Genomic DNA, 26,732 nt, shown 5'->3' with positions numbered 1-26,732 from the left:
TTAAACCACCTTTACCCCGTTTTTCCAAACCGTTTTCACATGATTGACGCCAAATAAATATTGCAATTCTTGGTAACTCTTTACATTCCATAATACGATATCTGCCTGTTTGCCGACTTCAAGTGACCCTACTTGCTCCTGCCGGTTGATTGCACAAGCCGCATTATAAGTTGCTGCGGTCAAGCTTTCAGCAGGCGTTAGACGCATCGAAATACAGGCCAAATTCATCACAAGCGGCATGGATGTTGTTGGTGAGGACCCTGGATTGCAATCCGTCGAAATCGCCACAGGCACTCCACAGTCGATCATTTTCCTGCCTGCTGCCGCTTCTTCTCGCAAATATAAGGCAGTAGCTGGAAGAAGACACGCAATTGTACCGGAGTTTGCCATCGCTTTTATACCGGCTTCGGACGCCTTTAACAAATGCTCTGCGGAAATGGCCCCAATTCTGGCGGCCAATTCAGCTCCTCCGTATGGCTCAATTTCATCTGCGTGGATTTTCGGAATCAACCCAAAACGTTTTCCCGCCTCCAAAATCCGCTCCGATTGCTCGGGTGTATAAACGCCTTTTTCACAAAACACATCATTAAATTCAGCCAGTTTTTCCTCGGCTACTACCGGTAACATTTCTCGAATCAAGTATTCGATAAATTCATCTTCACGTCCCTTATATTCAGGTGGCACGGCATGGGCACCCATAAAGGTCGGAACGATATCTATCATATGCTGCTCCTGCAGTTTTTTCATGACCCGCAATTGCTTCAGCTCTGTCTCAACATTCATGCCATAGCCGCTTTTTCCCTCAATCGTTGTGACACCATGGGCTAAAAACGAATCGAGCCGGCGTGTCGTTTGCTCAATCAGTTCCCCTTCGGTTGCTTCCCTTGTCATTCGGGTTGTCGCATGAATCCCCCCGCCGGTATTCATAATATCCATATAGGTTGCACCTTGAAGGCGCATTTCAAATTCCTGTTCACGGCTTCCCCCATAAACAACATGTGTGTGAGGGTCCACCAATCCCGGCGTGATTAGATGTCCCGCCGCATTTACAACTTCTGCTTCATGAAGCTTTCCTGAATAGAGTTTTTCCAGATCTTTCGTACTGCCTACAGCTTGTATGATCCCATCTTCAACCCACATGCTGCCGTCTTCGATGATGCCCAGATCGGACATCGCTTCTTTTGTGCGTGGACCATTGATATTTGAAGCAAGTGTTGCAAGTTGTGACGCATGCTTAATCCAGATAGGTTTTGTCATTACTGGTCATCCCCTTCATCAAGCATCGGCATCTTGATTCCTTTTTCACGTGCCGTTTTCTTGGCAAGTTCATAACCCGCATCGGCGTGACGTACGACTCCCATACCCGGGTCTGTTGTCAATACTCGCTCAAGACGTGCTGCTGCTTCTTTCGTACCATCCGCGACAATCACTACGCCTGCGTGTAATGAGTATCCCATTCCAACTCCTCCACCGTGATGCACGGAAACCCAAGTAGCACCTCCAACTGCGTTGAGCATTGCATTTAAAATTGGCCAATCTGCTACAACATCCGATCCGTCTTTCATCGCTTCTGTTTCGCGATTTGGCGAGGCTACTGAGCCAGAATCCAAATGATCGCGTCCGATTACAACAGGTGCTTTTAGCTCGCCACTAGCAACCATATCGTTGATGATTTTCCCGAATCGGGCACGCTCGCCGTAACCCAACCAGCAAATTCGGGAAGGAAGGCCTTGGAACTGTATTTTTTCTTGCGCCATACGAATCCAATTGCATAAATGTTCGTTCTCACTAAATTCCCGTAAAATTGCTTTGTCTGTTTTATAAATATCTTCAGGATCCCCCGATAATGCGACCCAACGGAATGGTCCCTTTCCTTCACAAAACTGTGGACGAATATATGCTGGAACGAATCCAGGGAAGTCGAATGCATTGGCAACCCCTTCATCTTTGGCAACTTGACGAATGTTGTTCCCATAGTCGAAAGTAATGGCTCCTTTTTCCATCATGTCAAGCATTGCTTTTACATGCGTTGCCATCGATGCTTTTGAAAACTTTACATATTGCTCTGGATTCGAGCTTCTTAGAAGTGCTGCTTCTTCCAGTGACATCCCGCTAGGAATATAACCGTTTAGCGGATCGTGGGCGGATGTTTGATCTGTTAGAACATCCGGGATGAAGTTTCTTGCAATCATTTCAGGTAGTATTTCCGATGCATTCCCCAACAACCCAATCGATAAAGCTTTGCTTTCGCTCTTTGCTTCTTCAGCCAATCGAATCGCTTCATCTAATGTATAGGCCTTTACATCTGTATAGCGAGTTTCAATGCGGCGATCTATTCTAGTTTCATCCACCTCAATTGCGATGCATACACCACCATTCATCGTTACAGCGAGCGGCTGTGCACCACCCATCCCACCCAAACCTGCCGTAACCGTGATGGTACCTGCAAGCGTATTGTTGAAATGCTGTTTTGCCAACTCGGCAAAAGTCTCATATGTTCCTTGGACGATCCCTTGAGAGCCAATATAGATCCAGCTGCCAGCAGTCATTTGACCATACATCATCAGCCCTTTTTTATCTAGCTCATGGAACGTTTCCCAATTTGCATAGGCTGGGACAATGTTGGAATTTGCAAGTAGCACACGTGGTGCATCGGTGTGTGTTCTAAAAATGGCAACAGGCTTTCCTGATTGAACAAGCAATGTTTCATCACTTTCTAGCTCTTTTATCGAGTGGACAATTTTGTCGAAAGACTCCCAGTTGCGCGCAGCCTTTCCGATTCCACCATACACCACCAAATCTTCAGGTCTTTCCGCCACATCCGGATCCAGATTATTCATTAACATACGAAGCACAGCTTCCTGTTGCCAACCTTTCGTATTGAGTTTTGACCCTCTATAACGGATCACTTTCTTGTTTGTTGTCTCTTTCATATTCATTTCCCTCCAAGTGTTTGTTTAAAGAAGCGTTTATAAAACCATCTACCTTACTAAGTTATTTAGGCATCAATGCTTCGCATCTTGAGAATTGAAAACTTCCATTCTTTAACCATTCATTCATTGCCTCGATATCTTGAGAAAACGCTCGGTCGGCGTCAATCGAGGAAACAATTTTTCTGGCACTGTCAAAAAATTCGCGTGTTGCTGAAGCCATTTTGCCTTTCCCTCGTATTTCGGCAGCCTGCAGACCACAAATGGCTTCTATCGCCAATACTCGACGAGTATTGGTAATAACTTGATAGGCATGTCTGGACCCGATCGTCCCCATACTTACATGATCTTCCTGGTTCGCTGATGATGGGATTGAATCGACACTTGCCGGGTGTGCCAAGGTTTTGTTTTCCGATACTAGCGATGCCGCAACATATTGCATAATCATTGCACCTGATTGCAGGCCGGGTTCAGGACTTAGAAACGGTGGCAAGTCATTCAGTTGCGGATTTACGAGTCGTTCGATGCGGCGTTCCGATATGTTGGCGAGTTCCGCTACGGCGATTGCCAGAAAATCCATCGCAAATGCGATCGGTTGACCGTGGAAATTACCACCGGATAGAACTTTTTCGCCGTTGTTAAAAATTAAAGGATTATCCGTTGCTGCATTCATTTCAATTTCCAATTTCTCTTTCACATAATTTAATGTCTGCCACGTGGCACCATGCACTTGAGGAATACAACGTATGGAGTAAGCATCTTGCACACGAAGTTCCCCCTGTCTTGTCGTCAAAGAACTATCGGCCAAATACTTACGTATCCGTTCTGCCACTTCCACTTGCTCTTTATAGCCACGAGCAAAATGAATATCCTCATCAAAAGCATCAATAATGCCCCGTAACCCCTCGATTGTAACGGATGCAATGAGTTCTGTTTGATGGGCCAACTTTTCTGCTTCCAAGTAAGCAATAACCCCCATTGCAGTCATCGCTTGTGTGCCATTTATCAAGGCCAAGCCTTCTTTGGCCGTTAAGGTAAGCGGGAGGATTGATTCTTTCTTTAATGCGGAAATTGCGGACATTTTTTCTCCTTTATAGAAAACTTCCCCTTCCCCAATCAGCACCAAGGCCAAATGTGACAGCGGCGCCAAGTCCCCGCTCGCACCCAGTGATCCTTGCTGGGGAATTACCGGATGAACCCCAGCATTCAATAACTCCAACAGTCTTTCAATAACTACGGGACGCACACCTGAAAAGCCCTTCAATAAAGCATTTGCCCGAAGGAGGATCATCGCGCGCGACACCACCTCCGGAAACGGCTCACCTACCCCGCATGCATGCGAACGAATCAAATTAAGCTGTAATGCTTCTACATCCTCCTTCTCTATAAGTACGTCACTAAATTTTCCGAACCCTGTTGTAATCCCGTAAACAATTCTCTCTTCAGAAACGATTTTTTCAACTGCTCTTCGGCTTTCCTGCACCTTTTTCATGCTCTCGTCGGAATAAACAACTTTTTCTCCTTCGTATAACACTTTTTTTACATCTGAAAATGTAAGTGTTTGACCGTTTAATGTAACCATCATTTGTCTCCCTTCCAGTCCTTTTGTAAAATAACCCAATAGAAAAGGGGGCTATATCAAAGAAATCACCAAAAATGATTCCTTGATATAGCCCCCTATTAACTAAAATACTATGGGCGATTCATATGTGATTAATGCCTAAACCGATTGTTTCGTGCTCAGATCCTTTAACAGGTGCACCAATTGTCCCGTATAAGGAAACAGCAACCCAATCTCCCTCATGCTCGTTTTCATATGGGTTTCCACGTAAAACGGCAAAAGATAAACCTACTGTCCTCAAGACGGATCCTATTTGCACTTGACCTCTAGTTATCCCATTCAATGCTTCGATGATCGCATGATATAGTGCATGTGATTCACGATATAAATCCGGGTTAATAACGCCAGTTTTTTTTGCCGCCGTTTCAATTGCAGCAACAACTTTATGTGCATCCATCGATCCAACTTTTCCTGTACAACTTTTCCAATTCAATTGCTTGAGCCACTCAAGATGTTCATCCGAGTCGTCAGAAAGCAAAAGCAGGATGGCGTGTTTACCAATACGGCGATCATTACTTAAAGCCATGTGAACATCTCATTTCGTTTTCTAAGTAAATATACAATTTGCTGAATAATCTAATATCTATTAACTAATTTAATTGTAAACGCTTCAAAAAACTGTGTCAACGGAAGTTTTGAAAACTTGGGAAAAATTAGAGTAGTATACGTCGAGTGGAATGCCAAATATCATTTTGAACACCCTTAGGGAGTATTTCTAGTGTTTGGGGTGCAGGGTTATTAAGAATTCAGACGAGAAAAAGCGTATCCCAAAATTTGGTGGATACGCTTATTTTTATACTATTAATCTGTCAACATTTTGCGTTGTTCGAACATTCGTTTGAACTTCTCCAATTTATTCGTATCTTGTTCCCGCATTTCACTGGTATCCGAATAAATCTTTTTCACATCCTCAATCCCCTGCATGATTGTACTCCATGTTTTTTCGAGAGTCTCCAGTTGAAGTGAGTTCCCGGTTCTTAAGTGCGCCATCGCTTTTTCTTGTAACTGAGCATTATTTGAATTACGCACAAGCACCTCACTTGTTCTTTCATCCAATGCTTGCTGCGCTTTTTCTCTCACCTGCTGTCGTTTCAATGCGACCGATTGTATTAAAGCCTGTTTGAATAATGGGAGCGTCACAATGAATGAAGCATTGATTTTCCGAACCAATTCATCATTGCCCATCTGGTTGATTTTGATCATTGGGAGACTTTGCAACGCGACATTTTCTGCCAACTGTAAATCGTAAATTCGCTGTTCGAGCATTTGTTTTGCTTGATGCAAATTTTGCAGCTTCAATTGGTCCAGTTGATTGCCGGAGTATTTGACCTTCTCTTCCCATTCGGGGATCAACTTGCGTGAAATTTCCTGAACGGCCATTTCGCCTGCCGCTATATATTTTTGGAGCTCTTCATAATAAGCTAAGTTATGTTGGAATAGTGTTTCCAGTTGGTCATTTTCCTTTAAAATATCCGCTTCAAATTTTTTTAGCGTAATGCCTACCTTTTCAACATCTGTCTGCATAGTTTCATATTTTTTATGGATCGTTTCCAAGGAATCTTTCGCCTTTTTGAAAAGCTTCTGAAAAAATGTTGGTTTTTTTTCTTGTTCAAAATCATTCAAATTAAAAACTTCCATGATTTTACCAAGGCGCAAAGTCAAGTCTTTGGCCTCCTCCATCTTCGTCCTTCTGATTGAACTTAAGAACATGTCTGAAAAATTTGAGATTTCGACTGCGGATTGGCTTCCAAATGATACGATTGAGTTAAGATTCTCAATATCAAGCTGGCGGATGATCACTTGCACTTCCGGTGCGTATTGTACTTTTTTTTTAATCTCCTCTGTTTTTTGTTGCAATTCATTCGGTAATTGAACTATATCATTTGCTATTTCCATCTTACTTCCTCCTTTTAGTTAGAAGTGATTTATCGTTTAAACAGTTTTTTGAAAAAGCTTGTTTTTGACTTAGGCAACTCTTTTGGGATTTCCAAATCAAATTGTACGGATGGTAATTGGTGGACATCAAAGTAATTGTGATTTATCCACGCCTCAATATTATTATAATTGGTTGGCGTATATATAAGTATATCGGCCCCCACCAAATTAAAAAAGCAAAGCAGAATAATGTCCGTTTCGGTAAAGTTATCAGGTTTATTATTGTATACCACGATTTTGGGAACCTTTCCCGTAAAATCAAAAGATTCAATTAATCTTAAAAATTCTTTTTCCATCGTAATGATGGTCATGAGGATTTTGACCCTTAAATCGGTAGTCATTTCCTGCATGAACATATCCGATCTGATCAGTTCGTTTATTTTGCTCACAATGAAATCCTGAACTGTTTGATTTAAATACGATAGTTTATATAAAGGGTGCTTAAACAACTTTTCCTTATCTATTAATTCCTTTTCATCCAAAATAAATGAAGTGGAGTACATTTCTTGCCTGCTGTAAGTTATCGGTGTGAAGTCGACTTTTTCTTTAAACACCGTATTGACAGTACCTTTGAGCTCAAATAATTCATTCCAATATTCATCAAGAACTGGATAAGTGCCACTTACTTTCACAAACAAATTTGGGACAAACACGGTATCATTCTCCACTTCAAATTCCGGTCTGATTTTTGCATCTTCATGCCATAGAATTTTCATTTCATCATGAGTCGTTCTTAACGTGATCGGTTTTGTTAATCCCTCTTCATACTGTCTTGTTTTGAACAATCCAACATCTTCCCCATATAAGAAGCTTTCGATTTCTTCTTTCGCTTCATATGTCACCGTTTTCTTCCTAACCCTTCTCTCTTCAGATGGGAAAGGTTCAAGTGGGAAGCTGTTTGGGTATTCCATCTTTTTGGAGAATGTGTCAGATGGATCGATTTGCGAGAACCTCTGTTCTTTAACCTTATCTGTATGAATATAAAGCACATCCATTCCAATTAAAGAAAGGAAAATCAGGAAATATACTTCATGGGCTTTAATATCCCCATAGAAGAATATTTTTGGTATATCATTTGGAATTTGACTCGATGGAAAAAGATTTGGCATAATACGCTGCAGCCAAATCAACATCTTTACAACAAATGTCTCCATTTTTGACGTATTGACAAAAGACTCGTTTTTAAGAAAAAGATCGAGAACTTGTTGTAACGCTAAATGTATGGCGCGATAAAGACTGTGGCCATAAAAGATTCTGGAGTTGAAGAATAAGGATATACCTTGCTTTCTCAAGGCGACTTTATCCTGTGTTAAGTTTGAGCCGATAAAATTTTTAAAATAGCTCATTTCATTGTTTTGCGGAGTAAGTATCGGCCCATCAAACCGCACATAACGCCCCTTTTGAGTCAACTGTTCGTTTAGTCGAAATAATTCATTTCTATATATGTTTAAATCGTTCTCTTCGTCACCCTCCACACCAAGTAAACGATAAAAATAAATAGGTATCACAGGAGTTTGCCCTTCGATGTAACCGATTCTTTTATCAACAGGAACCACGATATCCTCCAGTGGGTTCCTTGTTTCCTTCAATGACACAACATAATTTGAACGCATAAACTCACCATCTTTTAATTAAATTCAATATTTATCGATAAATTCAATTATACATCTTTTAACAGTATGTAGAGAGTGTTAATCCATATTTTCTCATTAACTTTTGTTTGCAAATCATTTTGAGGCACATCGAATAACTCGCCGTTAATGCATTTCTGTTTTTCTGCATAAAATAATAAATTTAGTTCTAAATTACATGGATTCGCAATAAGTTAGTAAAGTGGACAAACTCTGCGTTAAAAATTCCAGCATTTTTATGGAAGAATTCATACTCTCACAACACTTTTTACTATTGTTTCTTTCTCCAAAGAAATATAATAGAAATAATGGAGGTACAGTATGCTTAAAATTAAACATATTGAATTTATAAAAACTGTCTATGATGAATCACTTTCACATAATATTTTTTCAATAGCTAATATTCAATTTTCAAACTATCCCCCAGTTAACGGGGCTCTTTTGTATTGGAAAAAAAATACTTCTCGCTCGGATTTTACTCCTGAGGGTGATTTTAAATTTTTCTATGATATGTCTAATATTACATATTACGCCTCAGTAAAATTCCCTAAAAATATAAAGCTGACTAGGGATCAAAGACAGGAACTGGCTTATATTTTATTGGATGAGCGCGGATTTATTGGTACCTATAGCCTGAAAACACATTCTAGCCGAAGAAGAAAATTCAAACCTCAAAAAGGTTTGGACAGGTTAAACTTCCCTGAAGAATTTGATGTAAAATCAATTCCTTCATATGTAGGTCCGATCATCGATGAAATTGACATGAACCAAATGCTTGAAGCCAATCCCAATATGTCAAAAAAGTTTATTCATGATTATTGTTTTTGGAGATACAATCTAGTAAAACTCCACCCTACAGAGTTTGAAAAGTACTTAGATTACGTTGATTTTTCTTATATATGCTATGCATGCGACCAGTTAACTGAACAGTATTTAATTGAACATCTAGACCAAGTGGATGTTTCTTCTCTGCAGTATAATTATCCGGTTTTATCCCGATTGTCTGCATCTTTTAAAAACTATATTGTGAATGAACTACAGCGAAAAAAGTTAAAAATAAATGACCATTTTGAACAGGAAATCGATGTTTTTATAGAGGATGAAACTTATTTCAGCGAATATAGTACAATCCACTTACTGGATGAAGATGAATTGGAGCAAGAGGAAGAAAAAATGGAATACCATTTCTTCGAGTTTGAACGCGGCCAGTATAGATGGCAGGGCAGCGAACATATGATTAAAGGCATACCATCGCTGGCTAGTCAGATCTACGATGATATGGGATACAAAAAACGATCAAATAAAGAAATGGATACGTTGTTTGCCCAATATTCGAAACGACAAATCAGTTTAATTAGTGCTGTCCTGGAGCCTCATTGGCTGCACCGTTACAGGGACAAAATCGATTGGCAATCAGCCTGTCACTATAACGAACATCTAACTGAGGATTTCCTATCTGCCCACATTCAATATATTGAATTTGAAGCTTTAGGGAACAATTTATGGTGTGAACTATCAGAAGGCTTTATAAAAAAATATTTAAAGCACTTTAACCATAATCAACCTGTCCCGATTATTATTAGGCATTTAACAGAGGAACTGTATATAAATTTTAAAGATATGATCAAAGTTGATTCGGATTTGTTATTCCAATATTATGATGCTGTAGGAAATGAAGAATACGAGAGACTGCAAGAGCTTTTGAGCGAATAAAAGGGTATGAAGGAATTGCACACCCTACATACCCCTACATAAGTCAGGAACAATGCAAGATGTTCCTGACTTTTATTTCATTGATTTTTGTATTTTTAGCGTTATATCCTCTACATTCAACGGCCTACTGAAGTAATATCCCTGTACATACTCGCAGTTGTATTGTTTCAGGATTTCGATTTGCTCCTTAGTTTCCACACCCTCGGCCACTACTTTTAATTTTAGGGCTTGTGCCAAAGCGATAATAGCAGCAACCATAGCAACCCCTGATTCACCTTCAGTAATACTGACGATGAAGCTCCGATCGATTTTCAGCGTATCGACAGGAAATTGTTTTAAATAGCCCAACGAACTGTAGCCTGTTCCAAAGTCATCGATTGCCACAGTTAAGCCGAGCCTTTTTACTTCCTGAATTTTGTTGATTAGGTCCTTGTTATAATCCATCATGCTCATTTCAGTAAGTTCGATTTCCAGATGCTCCGGCCTTACTTTTGTCTCTTCGAAAATAGCGTTAAGCTTGTCCACAAAATCAGGCTCTTTAAAATGTAATGGTGAAATATTGACTGCCACTCGCAAATCATATAGAAAATGTTTTTCCCATTCTTTAATTTGGAGCGCTGTCTTTTTCAAGACCCATTCACCAATATCACTGATTAACCCACACTCTTCAGCGAATGGAATGAATTCATTTGGCGGGATTTGCCCTAATTCTTCATCATTCCATCGCAAAAGCGCTTCCATCCCAACCAGTTTACCGGTTTTCAAGTCCATTTTTGGTTGATAGTGGAGTTCTAGCAAATTTTGTTTTAAGGCATGACGTAGCTTGGTCTCAAGAACAAGTATATGATCGTTTTTACCTACCAACTTATGTTTGAAAAGCTCAAATTGATTACCCTTTCTACTTTTTGAAACATACATTGCCAACTCTGCATTCACCATTAGATTATCCAAGTTGGTGCCATGTTGAGGGAATTGGCTAATACCAACACTCACCGTTGAATAAAACTCGTGATTATTGAAAGTAAAAGGCTTTTCGAAAATCCCCATGAGTTTTGCAGCCATTTCTGGTAGTAATCTCATATCCTCAAGTAAAAATACAAATTCATCACCATTCAAACGGTAAAAGGAGCTGCCAGAAGGCTCAATAAATTGGAATCTTTTTGCCACTTCAACTAAATAGAGATCCCCGATTTTGTGGCCCAGTGCATCATTAATGTGTCTAAATCGATTAATATCTATGAGGAATACTGCAAATTCTAATTGCTTCACTTTATTTTTTTCGATCAGGAGATTTAGCCTCTGCGCCAGTAATCTACGGTTAGGCAGCCCAGTCAATCGATCATGGTTTTCGTAATGCTTAATGACCTGGGTATTTTTTTGATCGGTGATATCTGTTCGGATCGATATACACTGGTATAGTGTTCCGTTTTCATTTGAAAAAGGGACGATTGTAGTGTGCACCCAATATATTGAGCCGTCTTTAGCAAGATTGCATATTTCACCGCTCCACGGCCGGCCATTCTCGATTGTTGTCCTCATTGTATTGAAAAATTGTTCTGGATGAAGCCTGGAATTTAAAATGCTGTGATCTTTTCCTATCAACTCTGCCCTGCTATATTTCGAAATTTCGCAGAAACGATCATTTACAGCGGTTATTATGCCTTTAGAATCTGTCACCGCCAGTATAACAGCTTCAAGAATAGCCGCTTTTATATCTTTTAATTCTTCATAAGTATGCTCCATGAGTGAGGCATCTGTTGGCTGAATTTGATTAATGACCATGAAGTTCCCCCGTTTGCAAATTGACTGAAATGCCTCAATATAAATATTTTTTAGTATTATAAAAATATTATACATATAAAGCTAGCAAGTGAATAGAGTATATGTCGAATAATGTATAATTTTCATTACATTTTGTTTATACGTAATAATCCAAAAGTCCCTTTTATAATAAAAAACAACCTTCCATTTGTGAAATCATGAAAGGTTGTAATGAATTGTTAGTTTTCAGAGTCATGAACAAGAGTATCTCCCTTTTTTAGTTCCGCTTTTTCATTGAAAGCATCCAATTGTTCTTTCGATAATCTCAATAAATAAAAGGCAAAATTAATTGGCTCCAATCCGTACTGTTCACATGCTTGTTTATAGTAGTCATAACCCTCACGATAAATTAACATAGTTATCATCCTCCTTCATTGTTATATAACAGCGTATTTATATTTATACTAATGTATAACACGATATATATCTAGTCAACTATTGTCCAAAAATAGTGTTAAATCCTCTTGTCACTAAACAACTCCCTATTTTGTCTTTAATATAAAAAAACCCACGAGTTCTCGTAGGTCCAATTTCGTTTATGAAATTAAATTTTTTACTATTTTCGAGATTGTAGCCCCGTCCGCTTTTCCTGCGAGCAACGGTTTAGCAATCTTCATTGCATCCCCCATGTTCACTCCTTGGCCAATTCCTGCATCCGTCAGTATTGCAGCGATTTCTTCTTCAGATAGTTGTTTTGGCAAGAAGCCTTTTAATAATGTAAGCTTTGCTTCTTCCTTTTCAATTAAATCTTCTCGATCGGCTTGTTTGGCACCATCCAGAGATTGGTTAGTTTGTTTGATTTCGCGATTAACAATAGCTATTTCTTCTTCATTTGTAAGGGGTGCACCTTTTTCTTTTTCTGCTGTATCTAAAGCAGATTTTAAAAGTGTTAATACACCTTTCGCCAAAACATCCTTTTCCTTCATGGCTGTTTTTAATCTCTCAAAAACTGTTTCTTTTAACATATCTCATCTTCCTTTCAGTATAACCTGATTCACTTTAACTATATTGTAAATGTCCAATTTTCGCCAATTTTTAAGCAGAATGGGAAATTTCCAAGTTTTCATTCAAGAAATTACGAGTTGCTGAAATTTATCTTTGAACTTATTTATTAAACGATTTTCTCTAAAATAACGTTTCCATTCTCTATGTGGGCAATATCCTATCTGATTCATTAAATTTCAGAAAATTTAGTATTGAAATACTTTTCTAAAGAAATATAATTATCTATACATTAAAGCGTGATGTTAAGTCTTGGACATCTTAGAAAGGATTTGTTGCACAATGAAAGATTTTATTAGTAAACTATTAACCGGTATGAGTTTGGGAATTGTAGTTTGTTTAATTCCCAATGCTCTTGTCGGAGAAATATTGAAATTAGTTATTCCGTACATACCCTTTTTCGAAACGGTGCTGAATGCCTCGGTCATTGTAATGAGTTTACTGCCCGTTGTTATCGGCGTGATGGCAGGAATACAATTTAAACTAACGCCGATTCAGACGTGTTCTGTAGGATTGGCTGCCTTTATCGGGAGTGGTGTCACTACTGTAATGGAAGATGGTTCGATAACAATGGCCGGAATCGGGACCGTGATAAATATCGGCTTAACATCCGCCCTTGCGATTTTATTTGTTCAGTTTTTAGGTTCAAAATTAAAAGAATGGACACTTCTTGCAATGCCGGCGTTGACAATATTTGTCCCGGGTTTAATTGGTCTATCCATTCTTCCATATATTAAAGATAGTTCATTATTGATCGGTAATGGAATTATGTACTTAACAGATCTTCAACCAATCATAATGGGCGCGCTCATTGCCATGATTTTCTCCTTACTAATTATTTCACCAATCTCGACAATTGGTGTTGCGACCGTAATTATGCTGTCAGGGATTGGCGCGGGAGCAGCAAACCTTGGTGTGTGTGCGTCAGGTGTCGGAATGTGTATCGCAAGTTTAAGGGCCAACAACTTCGGTACCGCCCTTGCACATGTTGCATCTGCCAAAATCCAAATGCGCAACTTCCTTATGAAACCGAAAATTGCCCTGCCAATGGTCATGACAGCTGCCATACTTGGCGCCCTTGCTGGTGCATTTCAAATAGAGGGTACTCCTTATAGTGCTGGATTTGGATTGGCTGGGTTTGTCGGCCCTCTAAAGTATCTGGATATTGAAGGATGGCATTCCGGAAGCATAATCATTTCTTTAATTTTGTTCATTGTCCTTCCGATACTACTCAATCTTGTCTTTTTAAAATTGTTTGAAGCAAAGTTAAAATTGGTGAAATCGGATGACTATAAGGTAAATTATGAATAATCCATAAGACGGGGAAATAGCCCGAAAAAACCATTTTCCTAAGAAGGAAAATGGTTTTTTCTTACGTAGCCTAAATTGATATCCGTTGCGAAAGCGCACATCCAACGGCACGGCACAAGCCTGTACTCTCCTGCTCTACACACAGGGTGGGCCCTTCACGCAATCAATTTATATATTGTCAATTTCTAAAATAGACTTGCACTATTATTTCTGTACCGGTCTGAAATTTTGTAGTATCCTCTCTTGGACAAGTTATCAATAATTAAAACGGCTGACCCTTTCAAGTAAAACGCTCTTGCGTGAGTATCCGTATCGCTTATATAGTTCGGAGAGCTGTACCTCTTGGTTATTTTTCACTTCATGTTCAATGAGTGTATACCTGATTACAGTGGCGGTAATTTTAAATCCTAGTTGTTGTGACATGGATTGGAAAATTCGTTCAACCGTCTTCACCGTTATTGGAGCATTTTGCTTATTGCCAAGACCTAGCCATACAAATTCTCCTTTATTACTTAAAGGCAGCAATTCCGCTGTTTCATAACGAAATAGCTCGAGCCAGTTGTAAATAATTTGTGATAGCAGTAACTTTCTACTTTTTTTATTTTGAACGATCGTCACTTCCCTGCCTTTTATAGAAGACCACTTCAATGCTGTGATTTCTGATGGTTTCAACCCTAATTCCAGCAGCATATTCACTAGGCAAAAGTTCCTCAAAGCAATCCACCTATTTTCTGTATTCAGTGCAGTTTGATATACTTCAAACCAATAATTCGTTACCTTTTTCAATTGCTCGATCGTTAAAGTCTGGATCGGTTTGCTATCCAACCGAGTTGGCTTCAATAATCTTACCGGGATGCCGGATACAATTTTCCGTTGTTCCAGAAAAGTTAAAAGCTGAAGAAGAGATGCCCTTTTCCGGTTAATGCTTGCGGCTGATGAATACACTTCTTCCAAGTAGCTGTTATAAGTACCGACTATATTATGAAGATGATCATCAAAGGATAGATGATGATCCTGCATAAATCTTAAGAATTGTTCAGTATCAATACCGTATTGTTTGATAGTATGCCGGGATTTCCCCAAACTTTCCATATATCCTTTAAAGTGCGATGCCAGTTCTTCCATGAGTAAAAACTCCTTATTTGCCCTGCGTAATATGATTATATTTTTCGTTAGTATAGGTGCGTGCGTTCTTTATATTTATTATAAAAATAGTGTCGGATAATATGCAAGTGATTAAAACCTTAAACAGAACATAGGTTCCTATTATATCAAAGTCGACACTTATTTTCATAAAAATTGTCGGACTACTAGCAGCAACAATGATTCCTGCCCACTATATGGATTTTCAAAATTTATCGAGAGTGGAAGTTATTGTATAATGGCTATAACAAAGTAAAGGGGCTGTTCAAATGCAAGTACGCACTACAAGACTGCAGGAAGAGGATGCAAAAATTATTTATCAAGAAACCGCCGGACTCGCCATTATTACGATTCATCGACCACAGTTGAAGAATGCTTTGACGGCAAACATGTGGCACCAATTAGCTAAAATAGCACTACAAACTCTTGATAACCCCAAAAATAAAGTATTGATCCTGCGTGGATCTGGCGATAATTTCACAGCTGGTTCGGATATTAAAGAGTTCCATACAATATCTTTGGAAGAGGCTGAAGAAGCTTTTGTTCATATGGAAAAGACGATTTCAACCATTGAAAGATTACCGATTCCCGTTATTGGAGTTATTAATGGACCTGCCATGGGAGCCGGGCTCGAATTGGCGCTTGCCTGTGATATTCGGATCGGTTCAGAGAAAGCAAGAATGGGAATTCCAGTCGGCAAGCTTGGCATTACGCTTAATAATAAATTTGCTAAACGACTCGTAGATTTGATAGGTCCGTCTGCTACAAAAGATTTTGTTTTTACCGGACGAATGTATAAGGCTGATGAAGCATACAAAGCCGGATTGTTGAATTATCTTGTCGCGGAAAAAGATTTGAATAAATTTGCTTTTCGTATGGGGAAGCTTGTTGCAGGCATGTCTCCTTCCTCGTTACTAGCCGTAAAGCGTTCCGTGCAGGAATGTCTTGATTCTGCACCTGTTCTTTGGAAATCATCCGCACCTTTTGTAGATCACAACGATTTTCCTGAAGGTGTCCGAGCATTTGTCGAAAAACGCCAACCTCGCTTCAATCGCAAGTAATTAAAATAAGGCTGCCAAATCGATTTGTTTGGCAGCCTCTTTGCTAAACTATTTTTCTAAAATCCCTTTAATGTTAATTTCTATTGCCGAGGGTTCAAATTCAAAATGCCTTAAAAATTGCTCACAAATTAATTGCTGCAATCCCCACATTTTATCCATCACATTATAATTCACTGGTGAAGTGAGATAAACGGCTAAATAGAGCACTTGTCTATAATCTTTCATTACGAAGTGAATGGCGTCTATTTTTGCAATTACCTTATATTGACTTATGATATATTTAATTAAATCCACATAGACATTTTTTGAAATGTCGATGACTTGTTGATGAAAATCTGGCTGAACAATTGTCGTTTCCCCCAACTTCACCTTATTTTTCGAGAAAATATCAAAACCTCTGGAAATAAATCTCTTGAAAAAATTCTGTTCAACCTGCTTATAAGGAATCGGCATCAGATGTTTCCCTTGAGTTGTTCTGATGAATTTTGCCATTAAGATTTCTCTTGTCGATCGAATCTCCTCGATATGATGGAAATATTGAATGGGTCCTAGCTCAAGACGTTTTGCAATTTTATTCGTCATTTTATCGGAAGTTCCTATAATTAGTATCGCTTTCACATCGTACTCGATTAAGGCTTCCATAACTTGTTGTTTATGTTGTTCTTCTTGGAAAATTGCCCGGCGCACCGCTGTAATGGTGTTTTTTTCGAATTTGGCTGAAGTTCCCGCTACCTTTTGTCCCTTTATGATCAATAATCCATCATCTATAATTGCTTCGATTTGGTTTTCGTATGCAAATTGAATGGCACTCGTACTTTTACCCGTCCCACTTGGCCCACTTAGCGAATGTATTTTCATAAACTCTCTCCCAACCGTTGTTTAATACAACATCAGATTTTAATGGTGCTGCACTCTTCAATTAACTACAGGAATATGGACTTTAAATAAACAAATAATGCTCTATATTTTCTATTTATTTCATCTTTTCTGATTTAATAGCGAATTTTTATAGGCTCTATGATAAAATGTGTTTTATATTTTTATAGAGAATAAGGAGTGTTCCACCTTGAATGTGATCGCATCAAAGAAAATGTCTTTATTTGAGCCCGCTATTTTTAGCAGTTTAAAAAACTATGCCAAGCAACAAGAAGAAATGTTCGGCGTTAACTTAATTGATTTAAGTCTGGGAAGTCCTGATATCCCTCCTCACGATATGTTGCTTAAATCCATGTCCGATTTAAGTGGAAAGCCCTCTTCATATGGCTATACTTTAACCGGTTCAAATGAATTTTACACCGCTGTGGCTAGATACTACTTACGTGTAAACAAAGTTGCTTTGGATCCAGAAACTGAAATCGTCCAAACAATTGGGTCACAGGAAGGGTTAGTGCACTTACCTCTTGCGTTTTGCAATCCGGGCGATTATGTATTAACAACAAACCCAGGTTATGTTGCATATGCAGCAGGAATCACCCTGGCAGGTGCTACACCTTACTACATACCACTGGATGAGAGCAAGGGATATTTGCCGAATTTAATGGCAATTCCGGATGAAATCGCACATAAAGCAAAACTTTTGATATTAAATATGCCAGGGAATCCGGTTCCTATGTCACCTTCAATCGAATATTTTACGGAAGTAGTTGCATTTGCCAAGAAATATAATATTATTGTACTGCATGATGCGGCCTACTCCGAATTTTACTTTACAGGCGATGCACCAATCAGCTTCCTGGCTGTTCCAGAGGCAAAAGAAGTTGGGCTAGAAATCAACTCCCTATCAAAAAGCTTCAGTCTTGCTGGGGCACGGGTTGCTTACATTGCCGGTAATGCAGAAATGGTTTCCATTATTAAGCAATTGAAATCCAATTTAGACTTCGGCATCTTCAATCCAATCCAATCGACAGCAGCACTGGCATTGGATCATGCTGAAGAAATAACTGCTCCATTGCGACGTACCTTTGCCAAACGCCATTCCACGCTTATGACAGGTCTGCAGGAACTAAGGTGGGACGTGGCGCCTTCAAGTGGGGGGATGTTTGTGTGGGCGAAGTACCCGTATCAATTAGATAGTGTCTCCTTTGCCTATAAAACGATTGAACAAACAGGTGTTCTGATGGTGCCTGGAACAACCTTCGGCACGGAAGGTGAAGGGTTTGTACGTTTGGCACTTGTACAAGACAATGAACGATTAAAAGAAGCAGTACATCGTCTCAGTTCCTTATCTCTCTAATTTGATAAACGTAATTATTTTTAAGCTCGTCAAATTTATCATATACAGTAATAAAGGATGTCTCATTTATGAGACATCCTTTATTGTTGTTGACAAACGCTTTCATCCTGAGTTGGATGTCTCGTTTTTCCCCTCGTGAACCTCATGTTGTACTCGAGTCTTCACTAATGTGTCCAAACTTGTCTGCCTAGCTTTTTCAATACAGTCTGGATAATACTTCATTTTTAAGGAAATAACGTAATTAATCTGTAGACAAAGCGGAATATTCACTTTATCTACACTCTGAAAGGATGCCTCCTTTTTGAGACAACCTTTTATCTTTTGTAATTTTTAAATATCATACTTATTGTCGTTATCACGTTCAAAACGGTTGTATCGTCGTTTCACAAGGCCGAACAAATGACTGACCAATACCTTTAGCAACGCATAACCTGGTATACCTAAAATTACCCCGGCTACACCGAATAGCGACCCAAATGTAAGCAATACAAAAATAATTGTTATCGGATGGACAGAAAGGGATTTCCCCATAATATTCGGAGTAATGAACTTCCCTTCAACCAATTGTACAATCGTCCAAACGATAATTAATTGCAAAAGCATAAATGGAGAGTCAACAATGGCGATCACCAATGCTGGAGTAATGGCGATGACCGGACCTAAATAAGGAACGACACTCGTTACCATTGCCAGTATCCCTAATAAGAAGGCGTAATCCAAACCGATTATTAAAAATCCGATTGTCATCATCACACCGATGCATATCGACACTAAAATCTGCCCAAGTATGTAAGAACTTACTTGTTTATCCATTTCTTTCATCACTTGTCCCACTTCATTTCTTGCACGTGGAGGGAAGATGCGTAAAATAAATTTCGGCAATTTTTCGCCTTCTAAAAGTAAATAAAATAGAATGAAAGGCACTGTTACAAGGGAGAGTAATATACCAGTAAGTGTGGAGACAAAACCGGTAATCCCAGATGCTACAGAGGAAGCAATATTTGTGACGGTATCACGCATTGTTGTGACTAAATCTCCAGTAACGTCCGATAAGAATTTCTCATAATCAAAGTTGAATTTTGTTAGCAACTCATTGAAACTTGAGTTATTCAAAAATGTTACCGTAGTTTGGATGAACTGCATGAAGTAATTCGGAAATTCTTCCACCAGGTTTGTAAATTGATCCCGTAAAAATGGATAAACAAGCAGTGAAAGTAATGTCATGAGCGCTGCTACAATGACATAGAGGATTAAAATTACTAGGCTACGAGGAACTTTTCCCTTCCCGCTTTTATCCGCTAAACGTACAAATGGTCTTAATAAGTAGTAGCCGATAATTGCCAAAACACCTGGCAGTATGACTACTTCAAATAAAACTTGCAGAGGATAAAAGATAAAATCGACTTTGTCGAATATAAAAATAATGCATCCTGCTAATAACAATGTAATCAGTAAAAATAACAGATTTTTCCCGCCTAAAAATCGGATAAATCTTGTTTGGAAAAATGATGATTTTTCCCTTGTCAATCGTTCCTCATAACCCTTTTCTCTTTCCAAAAAACCACCTCGTCAAACTTTGAATTTATACTTGTTTTATTTTACCATGTACCATGTTTTCTTATAAAGTGCAACAACTCCCAACGGTTGGAATTTATAGAAGATAGTTTTCTACTATGATTCGAGGAAGCATTGTGCTTTTTATTCCTACTTCAGCTGTAAAAAATCATGTAAATACTGTCTATTGGCATCTACATCGATTTCGATCACTTCCCCGGCATGGCTGTATGATTGATAATCGTAACTGCCCTCGACAGGGATTGTTAATTTTTCTATTTCCACTTTTCCACCAAGTGCAAGAGACAGCACGCTTTTTATCTCCTCGGATGTAGTCAAATCCGTCGTAATGTACCCTTGTGCTGCACCGATGAATTTAGGAAGATTATCCATATTAGAAGGCGATAACAGTTCATCCTTCAGAGCATCAATCACTTTTTGCTGACGTTCGACGCGGCCAAAATCACCCTCGGCATCGTGCCTGAACCGTGCATAACCCAGAAGCTCTTGACCGTTCAACCGCTGTTGACCTTTTGAAAGCGTCACACCGATAAAGGCAGACATATCTTTCTCGACATCCATTTCAATGCCATTAGGTGCTAATATGTCTATAAGTGATTCAAAACTTTTAAAATCGATTAAAGCGTAATGGTGTATCGGAACTTCAAACATCGAATTCAATGTTTCTTTAAGCAGTTGCACGCCCCCTAAATAATAGGCGGTATTTAATTTGTAAGATTTATATCCCGGTATATCTGCATAAATGTCCCGCATAAAGGATACCAGCTTCAAATCGTTAGTATCTTGATTCCAAGATAACAGCATCATTGTATCCGATCGTGATTCCTCTTCCCCCCTACTATCCACTCCAATAATTAAGTAGTTTTTTATCTTCCCGTCTGATTTATCTGCAACAAATTCCGCCTCCGGTAATTTTGTTTTTGATGCAAGATTAAGCCCGCTCCGATATTGGAAGTAAGAGAAAATACCGATGCCGATTAGTAATAGGATAAGCAAAGTAAAAAAAAGTCTTCCTTTTCGCAATTTCCTTTTTTTGCGGCGAGTCTGTCGTTTTTCTTCCAGTGGTTGTTCTTCCATCTTTTTTCTCCCCTTTTGAAATTCAATTACCAGACGACTGGAACGATAGAAAGGTTCATTTTCCCATTATTATACTACGCATATAGACAAGTTGCTTGAAATAACCAATAAATAATTCTAATAATTTGTTTCGTCAACTATATCATGTTACAATACTATTTATTTTAAGCATTGGAGGCGTAAAAATATGGAAAAAGCAACATTTGCAGGTGGATGTTTCTGGTGTATGGTAAAACCTTTTGTTGAATGGGATGGTATACATAAAGTGACTTCCGGCTACATGGGTGGAAACGTAGAGAACCCTACATACGAGCAAGTAAAAGAAGGAAATACCGGACATTTGGAAGTTGTTCAAATTGAGTTCGATCCGATTGTATTCCCTTATGAAAAACTATTGGACATCTATTGGATGCAGATTGATCCAACGGATGATGGAGGGCAGTTCCACGACCGCGGTGAATCCTATAAAACAGCCATTTTCTATCACAATGAGGAACAGCATCATATTGCAGAAAACTCAAAACAGCAATTGGCGAACAGCGGACGCTTTAAAAAACCGATTGTGACACAAATTAGAGAAGCAAATACTTTCTATGAAGCAGAAGGTTACCATCAAGATTATTACAAAAAAGAGGAAGCTCATTATAAAGAAGACCGTGAAAAATCAGGTCGGGACGAGTTTATCGACTCGCACTGGAAATAAATTAATCCAAATCATTTCATGGGCAATAAGATAATAGTACAAAAGACGACAAATCCTTGGCTGGATTTTGTCGCCTTTTATATTTTGATGGCAATATGGGGGAAATGTCGTTATTGAATGGAGCTAAATTCTTTTATTGCCTTTAGGAATATAGTACCGTATCGTTCCAGCTTATTTTGCCCCACTCCACTAACCGAGAGGAACATTTCTTCATCAGTAGGTTTTTTATCGCACATATCTTTTAAAGTCTTATCGGAAAAGACAACAAAAGGAGGAACGCCTTCTTTTTCAGCCAACTCTTTTCGAACTGCACGCAAATGTTCGAATAAAGGATCATCCTGTTTGACGGCACTCACTTCTATTTTCGTACGGCGCAGAACCTTTTTATTTCCTAAAAGAACAGCCTTTCCTTCATCGGAAATATAAATGGTAGGAAATTGCCCAGGTTGAACCAATAACACTTTTTCAGATATTAAAAATTCGATGAAACTTGAAATTTCTTTTGCAGACATCGGTTTCAAGATCCCGAATGTTGAGAGATGCCTGAACCCTTCAATTTTTTTATTGCGGGAACCTGCCAATACTTGGGCGGTAATCGTCTTGCCAAATTTTTGCCCCATACGGACAACACATGATAGTACTTTCTGAGCGTCTTCGGTCACATCCAGTTTAGGGCGACTGTCGATACAATTACTGCATTGTCCACACTCGGAAATTCGAGTCTCGCCAAAATACTGGACAATGTAGGACTGTAGGCAATTTTCGGTATGGCAGTAGTCGACCATACTTTGCAGTTTTTCGAGTTCCATTGGAATGCGGGTGCGGTCTTGAGCTTGATCAATAAGGAATCGCTGTGTCTGCTCATCTGAGGAGCTATAGAGCAGGATGCATTCACTTGGCAATCCATCACGCCCCGCCCTTCCCGCTTCCTGGTAATAGCTCTCCATATTTCTCGGCATCTGATAGTGTATAACAAAACGAACGTTCGTTTTATTTATTCCCATTCCAAAGGCATTTGTGGCTACCATCACTTGCACTTCATCTTGCAAGAAGCGGTTTTGCTCTTCGGTTCTTTCAGCTTCCCCCATACCACCATGGTACTTTGCAACCCGTACGCCATTTTTTAGTAGCAACTCGTAGACGGATTCCACCGATTTTCTGGTAGCTGCATAGATGATTCCCACTTCATTTTCATTATTTTTTACATATTTTTTAATGTACTGCTCCCTGTTCTCACCAATCAGCACTTTAAATGAAAGATTATCTCTCGAAAAACCCGTAATAAAACTATCTTCTACTTTTATATTCAACAGCGAACAAATATCTTCGCTGACTGTGGGTGTTGCCGTTGCGGTCAAGGCGATCACTGTAGGCTTTTTTTTCCAAAGAGTTACGAGTGAGGAAATCGTGCGATAACTCGGTCTGAAATCGTGCCCCCATTGAGAAATACAATGGGCTTCATCGATTGCAATTAAAGGGACATGAAGCTTTGAGAGTTCCTGACGAAAAATTTCATTTTCCAGTCGCTCAGGTGCAATATATAAAAGCTTTACAGTTCCATTTTTCACATTTTCCATCGTTTCATTGATTTGGCCAAAAGTTAATGAACTGTTGATATATGCGGCTTGTACCCCATTTGAATGAAGAAGATCCACCTGATCCTTCATCAGAGAAATAAGCGGCGAAATAACGATCGTTGTACCCTCCACATATAGTGCGGGTACTTGATAGCAAAGTGATTTGCCACCTCCAGTCGGCATAACACATAAAGTATCGCGTCCATTTAGTACATTTTCGATTACTTGCTGTTGTCCTGAACGGAAACTATCGTAACCAAAGTATTGTTTCAAAATTTGTTGTGCTTGTTGTATCATAATCTACCTCTCTATTTAAGTAGTTCCTTTATTATACTAGAAAGAACACAAAAGAAAAAATCGGGGAATGGATTGTTTTTTTTACTTGCAGTAAAGATGGGTATCCCGGTGATTTGTAGCTTTTGTTCCATCTCCATGCTATAATAGAAACATTGTGTACAAAAGAGATTTTTGAAGCAATTTAGCTGAATATAAAAAGGAGGAGCTTACATGATTCAAGTTAGCAATGTAGGTCTTCGTTATGGCGATCGCAAACTATTTGAAGACGTAAATATTAAATTCACACCGGGGAACTGTTATGGACTAATCGGTGCGAATGGTGCCGGAAAATCCACTTTCCTTAAGATCCTATCCGGGGATATTGAACCTCAGGAAGGTCATGTATCGATGGGGAAAGATGAACGTTTATCCGTTTTAAAACAAAACCACTTTGAATACGATGAGTTCAACGTACTTGATACGGTAGTAATGGGTAATAAACGCCTTTGGGAAGTAAAAGCCGAAAAAGATGCTATTTATATGAAAGAAGAATTCTCCGATGAAGACGGTATGCGTGCCGCAGAACTGGAGGGTGAATTTGCAGATTTAAACGGTTGGGAAGCAGAATCCGAAGCTGCAACCTTATTAAATGGATTAGGTATCGGTGACGAATTACACTATGTGCAAATGGCAGACTTGGAAGGTTCGGATAAAGTCAAAGTTCTATTAGCTCAAGCTTTATTTGGTAAACCTGACGTGCTATTACTTGACGAGCCTACCAACCACCTTGATTTGCAAGCCATTAAATGGTTGGAAGAGTTTTTAATCAACTTCGAAAATACTGTTATTGTAGTATCCCATGACCGACACTTCTTAAACAAAGTGTGTACGCATATTGCGGACTTAGATTTCTCGAAAATCCAGATCTACGTTGGGAACTACGATTTTTGGTATGAATCAAGCCAGTTAGCCCTTAAAATGGCACAAGACCAAAACAAGAAAAAGGAAGAAAAAATTAAAGAGTTACAAGCATTCGTTGCCCGTTTCTCTGCAAATGCTTCCAAATCAAGCCAAGCAACTTCACGTAAAAAAATGCTGGATAAAATCGAATTGGACGATATCAAACCTTCAAGTCGTAAGTATCCTTTCATCAATTTCCAAGTTGGCCGAGAAATCGGAAATGATGTATTAACTGTTGAAGGCTTGTCTGCATCTCAAGAAGGTGAAGTGTTATTTAAAGATATCCGCTTTATGATGAATAAAGAGGACAAAATCGTATTACTTGGAAGCCCAATTGCCAAAACAGCCCTAATGGATATTTTGACGGAGCAACGCCAAGCAGATAGTGGTTCATTTAAATGGGGTGTCACAACTTCCCAAAGCTACTTTGAAAATGACCATGATAAATACTTCACAGGTTCAGAAAAATCATTGGTTGAATGGCTGCGCCAATATTCACCTGAAGATGAAACAGAAAGCTTCTTGCGAGGATTCCTGGGACGTATGTTATTCTCCGGAGAAGAAGTGAAAAAGTCCCCTTCTGTTTTATCGGGTGGAGAAAAAGTTCGATGCATGCTGTCCAAAATGATGCTTTCAAACTCCAACGTATTATTATTGGATGAACCTACTAACCATTTAGACTTGGAATCAATTCAAGCACTTAATGAAGGATTGATTCGTTTCAAAGGTGCCATGATTTTCACATCACATGACCACCAATTTATCCAAACAATCGCAAATCGTGTTATTGAGATTCAAGAAGATGGTTCGATTCTGGATAAACAATTGACATACGACGAGTTCTTAGAATGGAAAGAAACACAAGGAAATAAATAAGCAAATCTGTACTAATCCGTAAGCTCTTAAAGTTTACGGATTTTTTATATCCTTCTTTAGTTTACATAATAATATTATGAGATGAACAAACTATGATGCAAAGCACTTCTCGTAAATAAGGCTGAACTACTTTCCAACCGTCGCCCTCCCCTGCCCATTCTGGAATGGACCGGTATAATCTAAAAATGAACACAAAATAAAAGAGACACCCCTCTTCGTAGGGATGCCTCTAAATAACGTTTTTAGTTTAGTTAGTACTAATTAAAGTTTTACAACGTTAGCAGCTTGTGGTCCGCGGTTTCCATCAACAACCTCGAATTCCACTTTTTGACCTTCGTCAAGTGTTTTAAATCCTTCACCTTGAATAGCTGAGAAGTGTACGAATACGTCGTTTTCTCCTTCAACCTCGATGAAACCAAAACCTTTTTCTGAGTTAAACCATTTTACTGTACCTTGTTTCATTTAAGAAAACCTCCAAAAATAAAAATATTAACAATATGTGATTGTTTACCGTAATAAAAATTCACATATTACAAAGAGTACCGACTTTACACCGATCACTCTTTGTAATATGTGAATCAATTTGTACCCGGCCATGCAATTTTATTGTTATTTATATTGTACCATCTTATGACAATTTGTCAAATGCAATATTCAATTTTTTTCTAATTTTTAATCATTTCTGTTAATTGATATGTTCATATCTTATTATCCAACAATTGATTGATAATTATCCCATGAAATATCTGGATATCATCCTCACATGCTTCACAATATTCCCGCTCCTCTTCCGTCCAAAAGGCATAATATTTATCCTCTTTTGATGCTTCATGTTCAAATTTTTGACGAAAATCCATAAATGTTGCTTGAAGTCCTTCTTGAAACTCCTTTTCCGTTTCAAATAAAGTTGTACTAACAATCGTTGATTCCCATCCTTCAAATTGCCACCACGGTTCGTAATCTGCTTTCATATATATAATTTGGTACACACTAATTTCGATCCTTTCCTTCTGCTAATAAGTATTTTAATGGAAACGGCAGTAGTATGTCTATTCTCAGAGCTTGCGTTGCGATGACGAAAATAGCAATGTATGTTATTTAATATGGTTTACAGAATATTACCCCGGGGGAAAAAATTATAAACACTCTATACGAATAGTTGCTAAATATATATCAAGATGCTTGTTTTCTTTTATATATTTATTTAAAGTAAAACTATAGGATAATTTAGCGTAAAAGTTCGAAACGTATTGAAACTTTTTTATCTTTCTTTTCGTATTACAAGTA

At 38.7% G+C, this 26,732-nt stretch carries 22 protein-coding genes; 6 read left to right on the top strand and 16 right to left on the bottom strand.

Annotated elements, in window-relative coordinates:
• From hutI to CD33_RS04315, 6 genes are all read right to left on the bottom strand, one after another.
• The gene (gene hutI / locus CD33_RS04340) at window positions 1–1,257 is read right to left on the bottom strand and encodes an imidazolonepropionase (RefSeq protein ID WP_036198545.1); all 1,257 of its coding nucleotides are present in this window, start codon (window positions 1,255–1,257) and stop codon (window positions 1–3) included.
• Entirely contained in the window at window positions 1,257–2,933 is a 1,677-nt protein-coding gene (gene hutU, locus CD33_RS04335) for a urocanate hydratase (RefSeq protein WP_036198544.1), read from the bottom strand. The genes hutI and hutU overlap by 1 nt, the downstream gene beginning before the upstream one ends.
• A 61-nt stretch (window positions 2,934–2,994) precedes the next feature.
• On the bottom strand, window positions 2,995–4,512 hold the full coding sequence (gene hutH / locus CD33_RS04330) for a histidine ammonia-lyase (protein WP_036198542.1): 1,518 nt from the start codon (window positions 4,510–4,512) through the stop codon (window positions 2,995–2,997).
• A gap of 121 nt (window positions 4,513–4,633) precedes the next feature.
• On the bottom strand, window positions 4,634–5,077 hold the full coding sequence (gene hutP, locus CD33_RS04325; protein WP_036198540.1) for a histidine utilization transcription antiterminator HutP: 444 nt from the start codon (window positions 5,075–5,077) through the stop codon (window positions 4,634–4,636).
• Window positions 5,078–5,352: 275 nt separating this feature from the next.
• Window positions 5,353–6,447, bottom strand: a complete 1,095-nt coding sequence (locus tag CD33_RS04320) for a toxic anion resistance protein (protein WP_036198539.1) — start codon at window positions 6,445–6,447, stop codon at window positions 5,353–5,355.
• Window positions 6,448–6,476: 29 nt separating this feature from the next.
• Window positions 6,477–8,099: a YceG family protein gene (locus CD33_RS04315; protein WP_052129992.1), complete on the bottom strand. Its 1,623-nt coding sequence runs from the start codon at window positions 8,097–8,099 to the stop codon at window positions 6,477–6,479.
• A 339-nt stretch (window positions 8,100–8,438) separates the two neighbouring features.
• Between CD33_RS04315 and CD33_RS04310 the strand changes: the two genes are divergently transcribed.
• Complete coding sequence (locus CD33_RS04310; protein WP_036198537.1) at window positions 8,439–9,830, top strand: hypothetical protein; 1,392 nt, start codon at window positions 8,439–8,441, stop codon at window positions 9,828–9,830.
• A gap of 72 nt (window positions 9,831–9,902) precedes the next feature.
• On the opposite strand, the gene CD33_RS04305 is transcribed toward CD33_RS04310, so the two are convergent.
• The 3 genes from CD33_RS04305 to CD33_RS04295 all read right to left on the bottom strand — a co-directional run bounded on the left by CD33_RS04305 (window position 9,903) and on the right by CD33_RS04295 (window position 12,616).
• Window positions 9,903–11,612 (bottom strand): putative bifunctional diguanylate cyclase/phosphodiesterase, encoded by a 1,710-nt coding sequence (locus tag CD33_RS04305; RefSeq protein WP_176400120.1) that lies wholly within the window; start codon window positions 11,610–11,612, stop codon window positions 9,903–9,905.
• A gap of 218 nt (window positions 11,613–11,830) precedes the next feature.
• The gene (locus CD33_RS04300; protein ID WP_036198536.1) at window positions 11,831–12,007 is read right to left on the bottom strand and encodes a hypothetical protein; all 177 of its coding nucleotides are present in this window, start codon (window positions 12,005–12,007) and stop codon (window positions 11,831–11,833) included.
• A 180-nt stretch (window positions 12,008–12,187) separates the two neighbouring features.
• A complete protein-coding gene (locus CD33_RS04295; RefSeq protein ID WP_036198535.1) occupies window positions 12,188–12,616 on the bottom strand; it encodes a GatB/YqeY domain-containing protein in 429 nt (142 codons plus the stop codon).
• A 319-nt stretch (window positions 12,617–12,935) separates the two neighbouring features.
• Here CD33_RS04295 and CD33_RS04290 point away from each other — a divergent pair, with 319 nt between their 5' ends.
• Window positions 12,936–13,964: a PTS sugar transporter subunit IIC gene (locus CD33_RS04290; RefSeq protein ID WP_036198534.1), complete on the top strand. Its 1,029-nt coding sequence runs from the start codon at window positions 12,936–12,938 to the stop codon at window positions 13,962–13,964.
• A gap of 255 nt (window positions 13,965–14,219) precedes the next feature.
• Here CD33_RS04290 and CD33_RS04285 read toward each other — a convergent pair whose 3' ends face one another.
• Complete coding sequence (locus tag CD33_RS04285) at window positions 14,220–15,089, bottom strand: tyrosine-type recombinase/integrase (protein WP_036198532.1); 870 nt, start codon at window positions 15,087–15,089, stop codon at window positions 14,220–14,222.
• Window positions 15,090–15,376: 287 nt separating this feature from the next.
• Between CD33_RS04285 and CD33_RS04280 the strand changes: the two genes are divergently transcribed.
• A complete protein-coding gene (locus tag CD33_RS04280; protein WP_036198531.1) occupies window positions 15,377–16,168 on the top strand; it encodes an enoyl-CoA hydratase/isomerase family protein in 792 nt (263 codons plus the stop codon).
• 48 nt (window positions 16,169–16,216) lie between these two features.
• Here the strand turns inward: CD33_RS04280 and CD33_RS04275 are convergent, their stop codons facing one another.
• Window positions 16,217–17,026: an ATP-binding protein gene (locus tag CD33_RS04275; protein ID WP_036198530.1), complete on the bottom strand. Its 810-nt coding sequence runs from the start codon at window positions 17,024–17,026 to the stop codon at window positions 16,217–16,219.
• A gap of 208 nt (window positions 17,027–17,234) precedes the next feature.
• On the opposite strand from CD33_RS04275, the gene CD33_RS04270 reads away from it, so the two are divergent.
• A complete protein-coding gene (locus CD33_RS04270) occupies window positions 17,235–18,401 on the top strand; it encodes an aminotransferase class I/II-fold pyridoxal phosphate-dependent enzyme (RefSeq protein WP_036198528.1) in 1,167 nt (388 codons plus the stop codon).
• A 330-nt stretch (window positions 18,402–18,731) separates the two neighbouring features.
• Here the strand turns inward: CD33_RS04270 and CD33_RS04265 are convergent, their stop codons facing one another.
• Together CD33_RS04265 and CD33_RS04260 are read right to left on the bottom strand one after the other, a co-directional pair.
• Window positions 18,732–19,958: an AI-2E family transporter gene (locus CD33_RS04265; RefSeq protein ID WP_036198526.1), complete on the bottom strand. Its 1,227-nt coding sequence runs from the start codon at window positions 19,956–19,958 to the stop codon at window positions 18,732–18,734.
• A 147-nt stretch (window positions 19,959–20,105) separates the two neighbouring features.
• Complete coding sequence (locus CD33_RS04260; RefSeq protein ID WP_036198524.1) at window positions 20,106–21,053, bottom strand: LCP family protein; 948 nt, start codon at window positions 21,051–21,053, stop codon at window positions 20,106–20,108.
• Between the two features lie 187 nt (window positions 21,054–21,240).
• On the opposite strand from CD33_RS04260, the gene msrA reads away from it, so the two are divergent.
• Window positions 21,241–21,756, top strand: coding sequence for a peptide-methionine (S)-S-oxide reductase MsrA (gene msrA, locus CD33_RS04255; protein ID WP_036198522.1), 516 nt, complete (start codon window positions 21,241–21,243; stop codon window positions 21,754–21,756).
• Between the two features lie 110 nt (window positions 21,757–21,866).
• Here msrA and recQ read toward each other — a convergent pair whose 3' ends face one another.
• Window positions 21,867–23,630, bottom strand: a complete 1,764-nt coding sequence (gene recQ / locus CD33_RS04250) for a DNA helicase RecQ (protein ID WP_036198520.1) — start codon at window positions 23,628–23,630, stop codon at window positions 21,867–21,869.
• Between the two features lie 210 nt (window positions 23,631–23,840).
• Here recQ and CD33_RS04245 point away from each other — a divergent pair, with 210 nt between their 5' ends.
• On the top strand, window positions 23,841–25,445 hold the full coding sequence (locus CD33_RS04245; protein WP_036198519.1) for an ABC-F family ATP-binding cassette domain-containing protein: 1,605 nt from the start codon (window positions 23,841–23,843) through the stop codon (window positions 25,443–25,445).
• Between the two features lie 261 nt (window positions 25,446–25,706).
• On the opposite strand, the gene CD33_RS04240 is transcribed toward CD33_RS04245, so the two are convergent.
• Both CD33_RS04240 and CD33_RS04235 read right to left on the bottom strand, forming a co-directional pair.
• Window positions 25,707–25,907: a cold-shock protein gene (locus tag CD33_RS04240; protein WP_036179813.1), complete on the bottom strand. Its 201-nt coding sequence runs from the start codon at window positions 25,905–25,907 to the stop codon at window positions 25,707–25,709.
• Between the two features lie 236 nt (window positions 25,908–26,143).
• Window positions 26,144–26,434 carry a DUF1033 family protein gene (locus CD33_RS04235; protein WP_036198518.1) on the bottom strand — a complete coding sequence of 97 codons (291 nt, stop codon included), beginning with the start codon at window positions 26,432–26,434 and terminating at the stop codon, window positions 26,144–26,146.
• Between the last annotated feature and the right edge of the window lie 298 nt (window positions 26,435–26,732).

It is taken from the genome of Ureibacillus sinduriensis BLB-1 = JCM 15800 (assembly GCF_000772955.1).
Lineage (GTDB): Bacteria > Bacillota > Bacilli > Bacillales_A > Planococcaceae > Ureibacillus > Ureibacillus sinduriensis.
The sequence above is the reverse complement of the archived record's forward strand: the minus strand, read 5'-3'. Positions and strand labels throughout refer to the sequence as shown.

What these genes read in the sequence shown, in the direction of transcription:
- hutI (WP_036198545.1), bottom strand. Translation starts at nt 1,257, where the DNA reads ATGACAAAACCTATCTGGATTAAGCATGCGTCACAACTTGCAACACTT.
- hutU (WP_036198544.1), bottom strand. Translation starts at nt 2,933, where the DNA reads ATGAAAGAGACAACAAACAAGAAAGTGATCCGTTATAGAGGGTCAAAA.
- hutH (WP_036198542.1), bottom strand. Translation starts at nt 4,512, where the DNA reads ATGGTTACATTAAACGGTCAAACACTTACATTTTCAGATGTAAAAAAA.
- hutP (WP_036198540.1), bottom strand. Translation starts at nt 5,077, where the DNA reads ATGGCTTTAAGTAATGATCGCCGTATTGGTAAACACGCCATCCTGCTT.
- CD33_RS04320 (WP_036198539.1), bottom strand. Translation starts at nt 6,447, where the DNA reads ATGGAAATAGCAAATGATATAGTTCAATTACCGAATGAATTGCAACAA.
- CD33_RS04315 (WP_052129992.1), bottom strand. Translation starts at nt 8,099, where the DNA reads ATGCGTTCAAATTATGTTGTGTCATTGAAGGAAACAAGGAACCCACTG.
- CD33_RS04310 (WP_036198537.1), top strand. Translation starts at nt 8,439, where the DNA reads ATGCTTAAAATTAAACATATTGAATTTATAAAAACTGTCTATGATGAA.
- CD33_RS04305 (WP_176400120.1), bottom strand. Translation starts at nt 11,612, where the DNA reads ATGGTCATTAATCAAATTCAGCCAACAGATGCCTCACTCATGGAGCAT.
- CD33_RS04300 (WP_036198536.1), bottom strand. Translation starts at nt 12,007, where the DNA reads ATGTTAATTTATCGTGAGGGTTATGACTACTATAAACAAGCATGTGAA.
- CD33_RS04295 (WP_036198535.1), bottom strand. Translation starts at nt 12,616, where the DNA reads ATGTTAAAAGAAACAGTTTTTGAGAGATTAAAAACAGCCATGAAGGAA.
- CD33_RS04290 (WP_036198534.1), top strand. Translation starts at nt 12,936, where the DNA reads ATGAAAGATTTTATTAGTAAACTATTAACCGGTATGAGTTTGGGAATT.
- CD33_RS04285 (WP_036198532.1), bottom strand. Translation starts at nt 15,089, where the DNA reads ATGGAAGAACTGGCATCGCACTTTAAAGGATATATGGAAAGTTTGGGG.
- CD33_RS04280 (WP_036198531.1), top strand. Translation starts at nt 15,377, where the DNA reads ATGCAAGTACGCACTACAAGACTGCAGGAAGAGGATGCAAAAATTATT.
- CD33_RS04275 (WP_036198530.1), bottom strand. Translation starts at nt 17,026, where the DNA reads ATGAAAATACATTCGCTAAGTGGGCCAAGTGGGACGGGTAAAAGTACG.
- CD33_RS04260 (WP_036198524.1), bottom strand. Translation starts at nt 21,053, where the DNA reads ATGGAAGAACAACCACTGGAAGAAAAACGACAGACTCGCCGCAAAAAA.
- msrA (WP_036198522.1), top strand. Translation starts at nt 21,241, where the DNA reads ATGGAAAAAGCAACATTTGCAGGTGGATGTTTCTGGTGTATGGTAAAA.
- recQ (WP_036198520.1), bottom strand. Translation starts at nt 23,630, where the DNA reads ATGATACAACAAGCACAACAAATTTTGAAACAATACTTTGGTTACGAT.
- CD33_RS04245 (WP_036198519.1), top strand. Translation starts at nt 23,841, where the DNA reads ATGATTCAAGTTAGCAATGTAGGTCTTCGTTATGGCGATCGCAAACTA.
- CD33_RS04240 (WP_036179813.1), bottom strand. Translation starts at nt 25,907, where the DNA reads ATGAAACAAGGTACAGTAAAATGGTTTAACTCAGAAAAAGGTTTTGGT.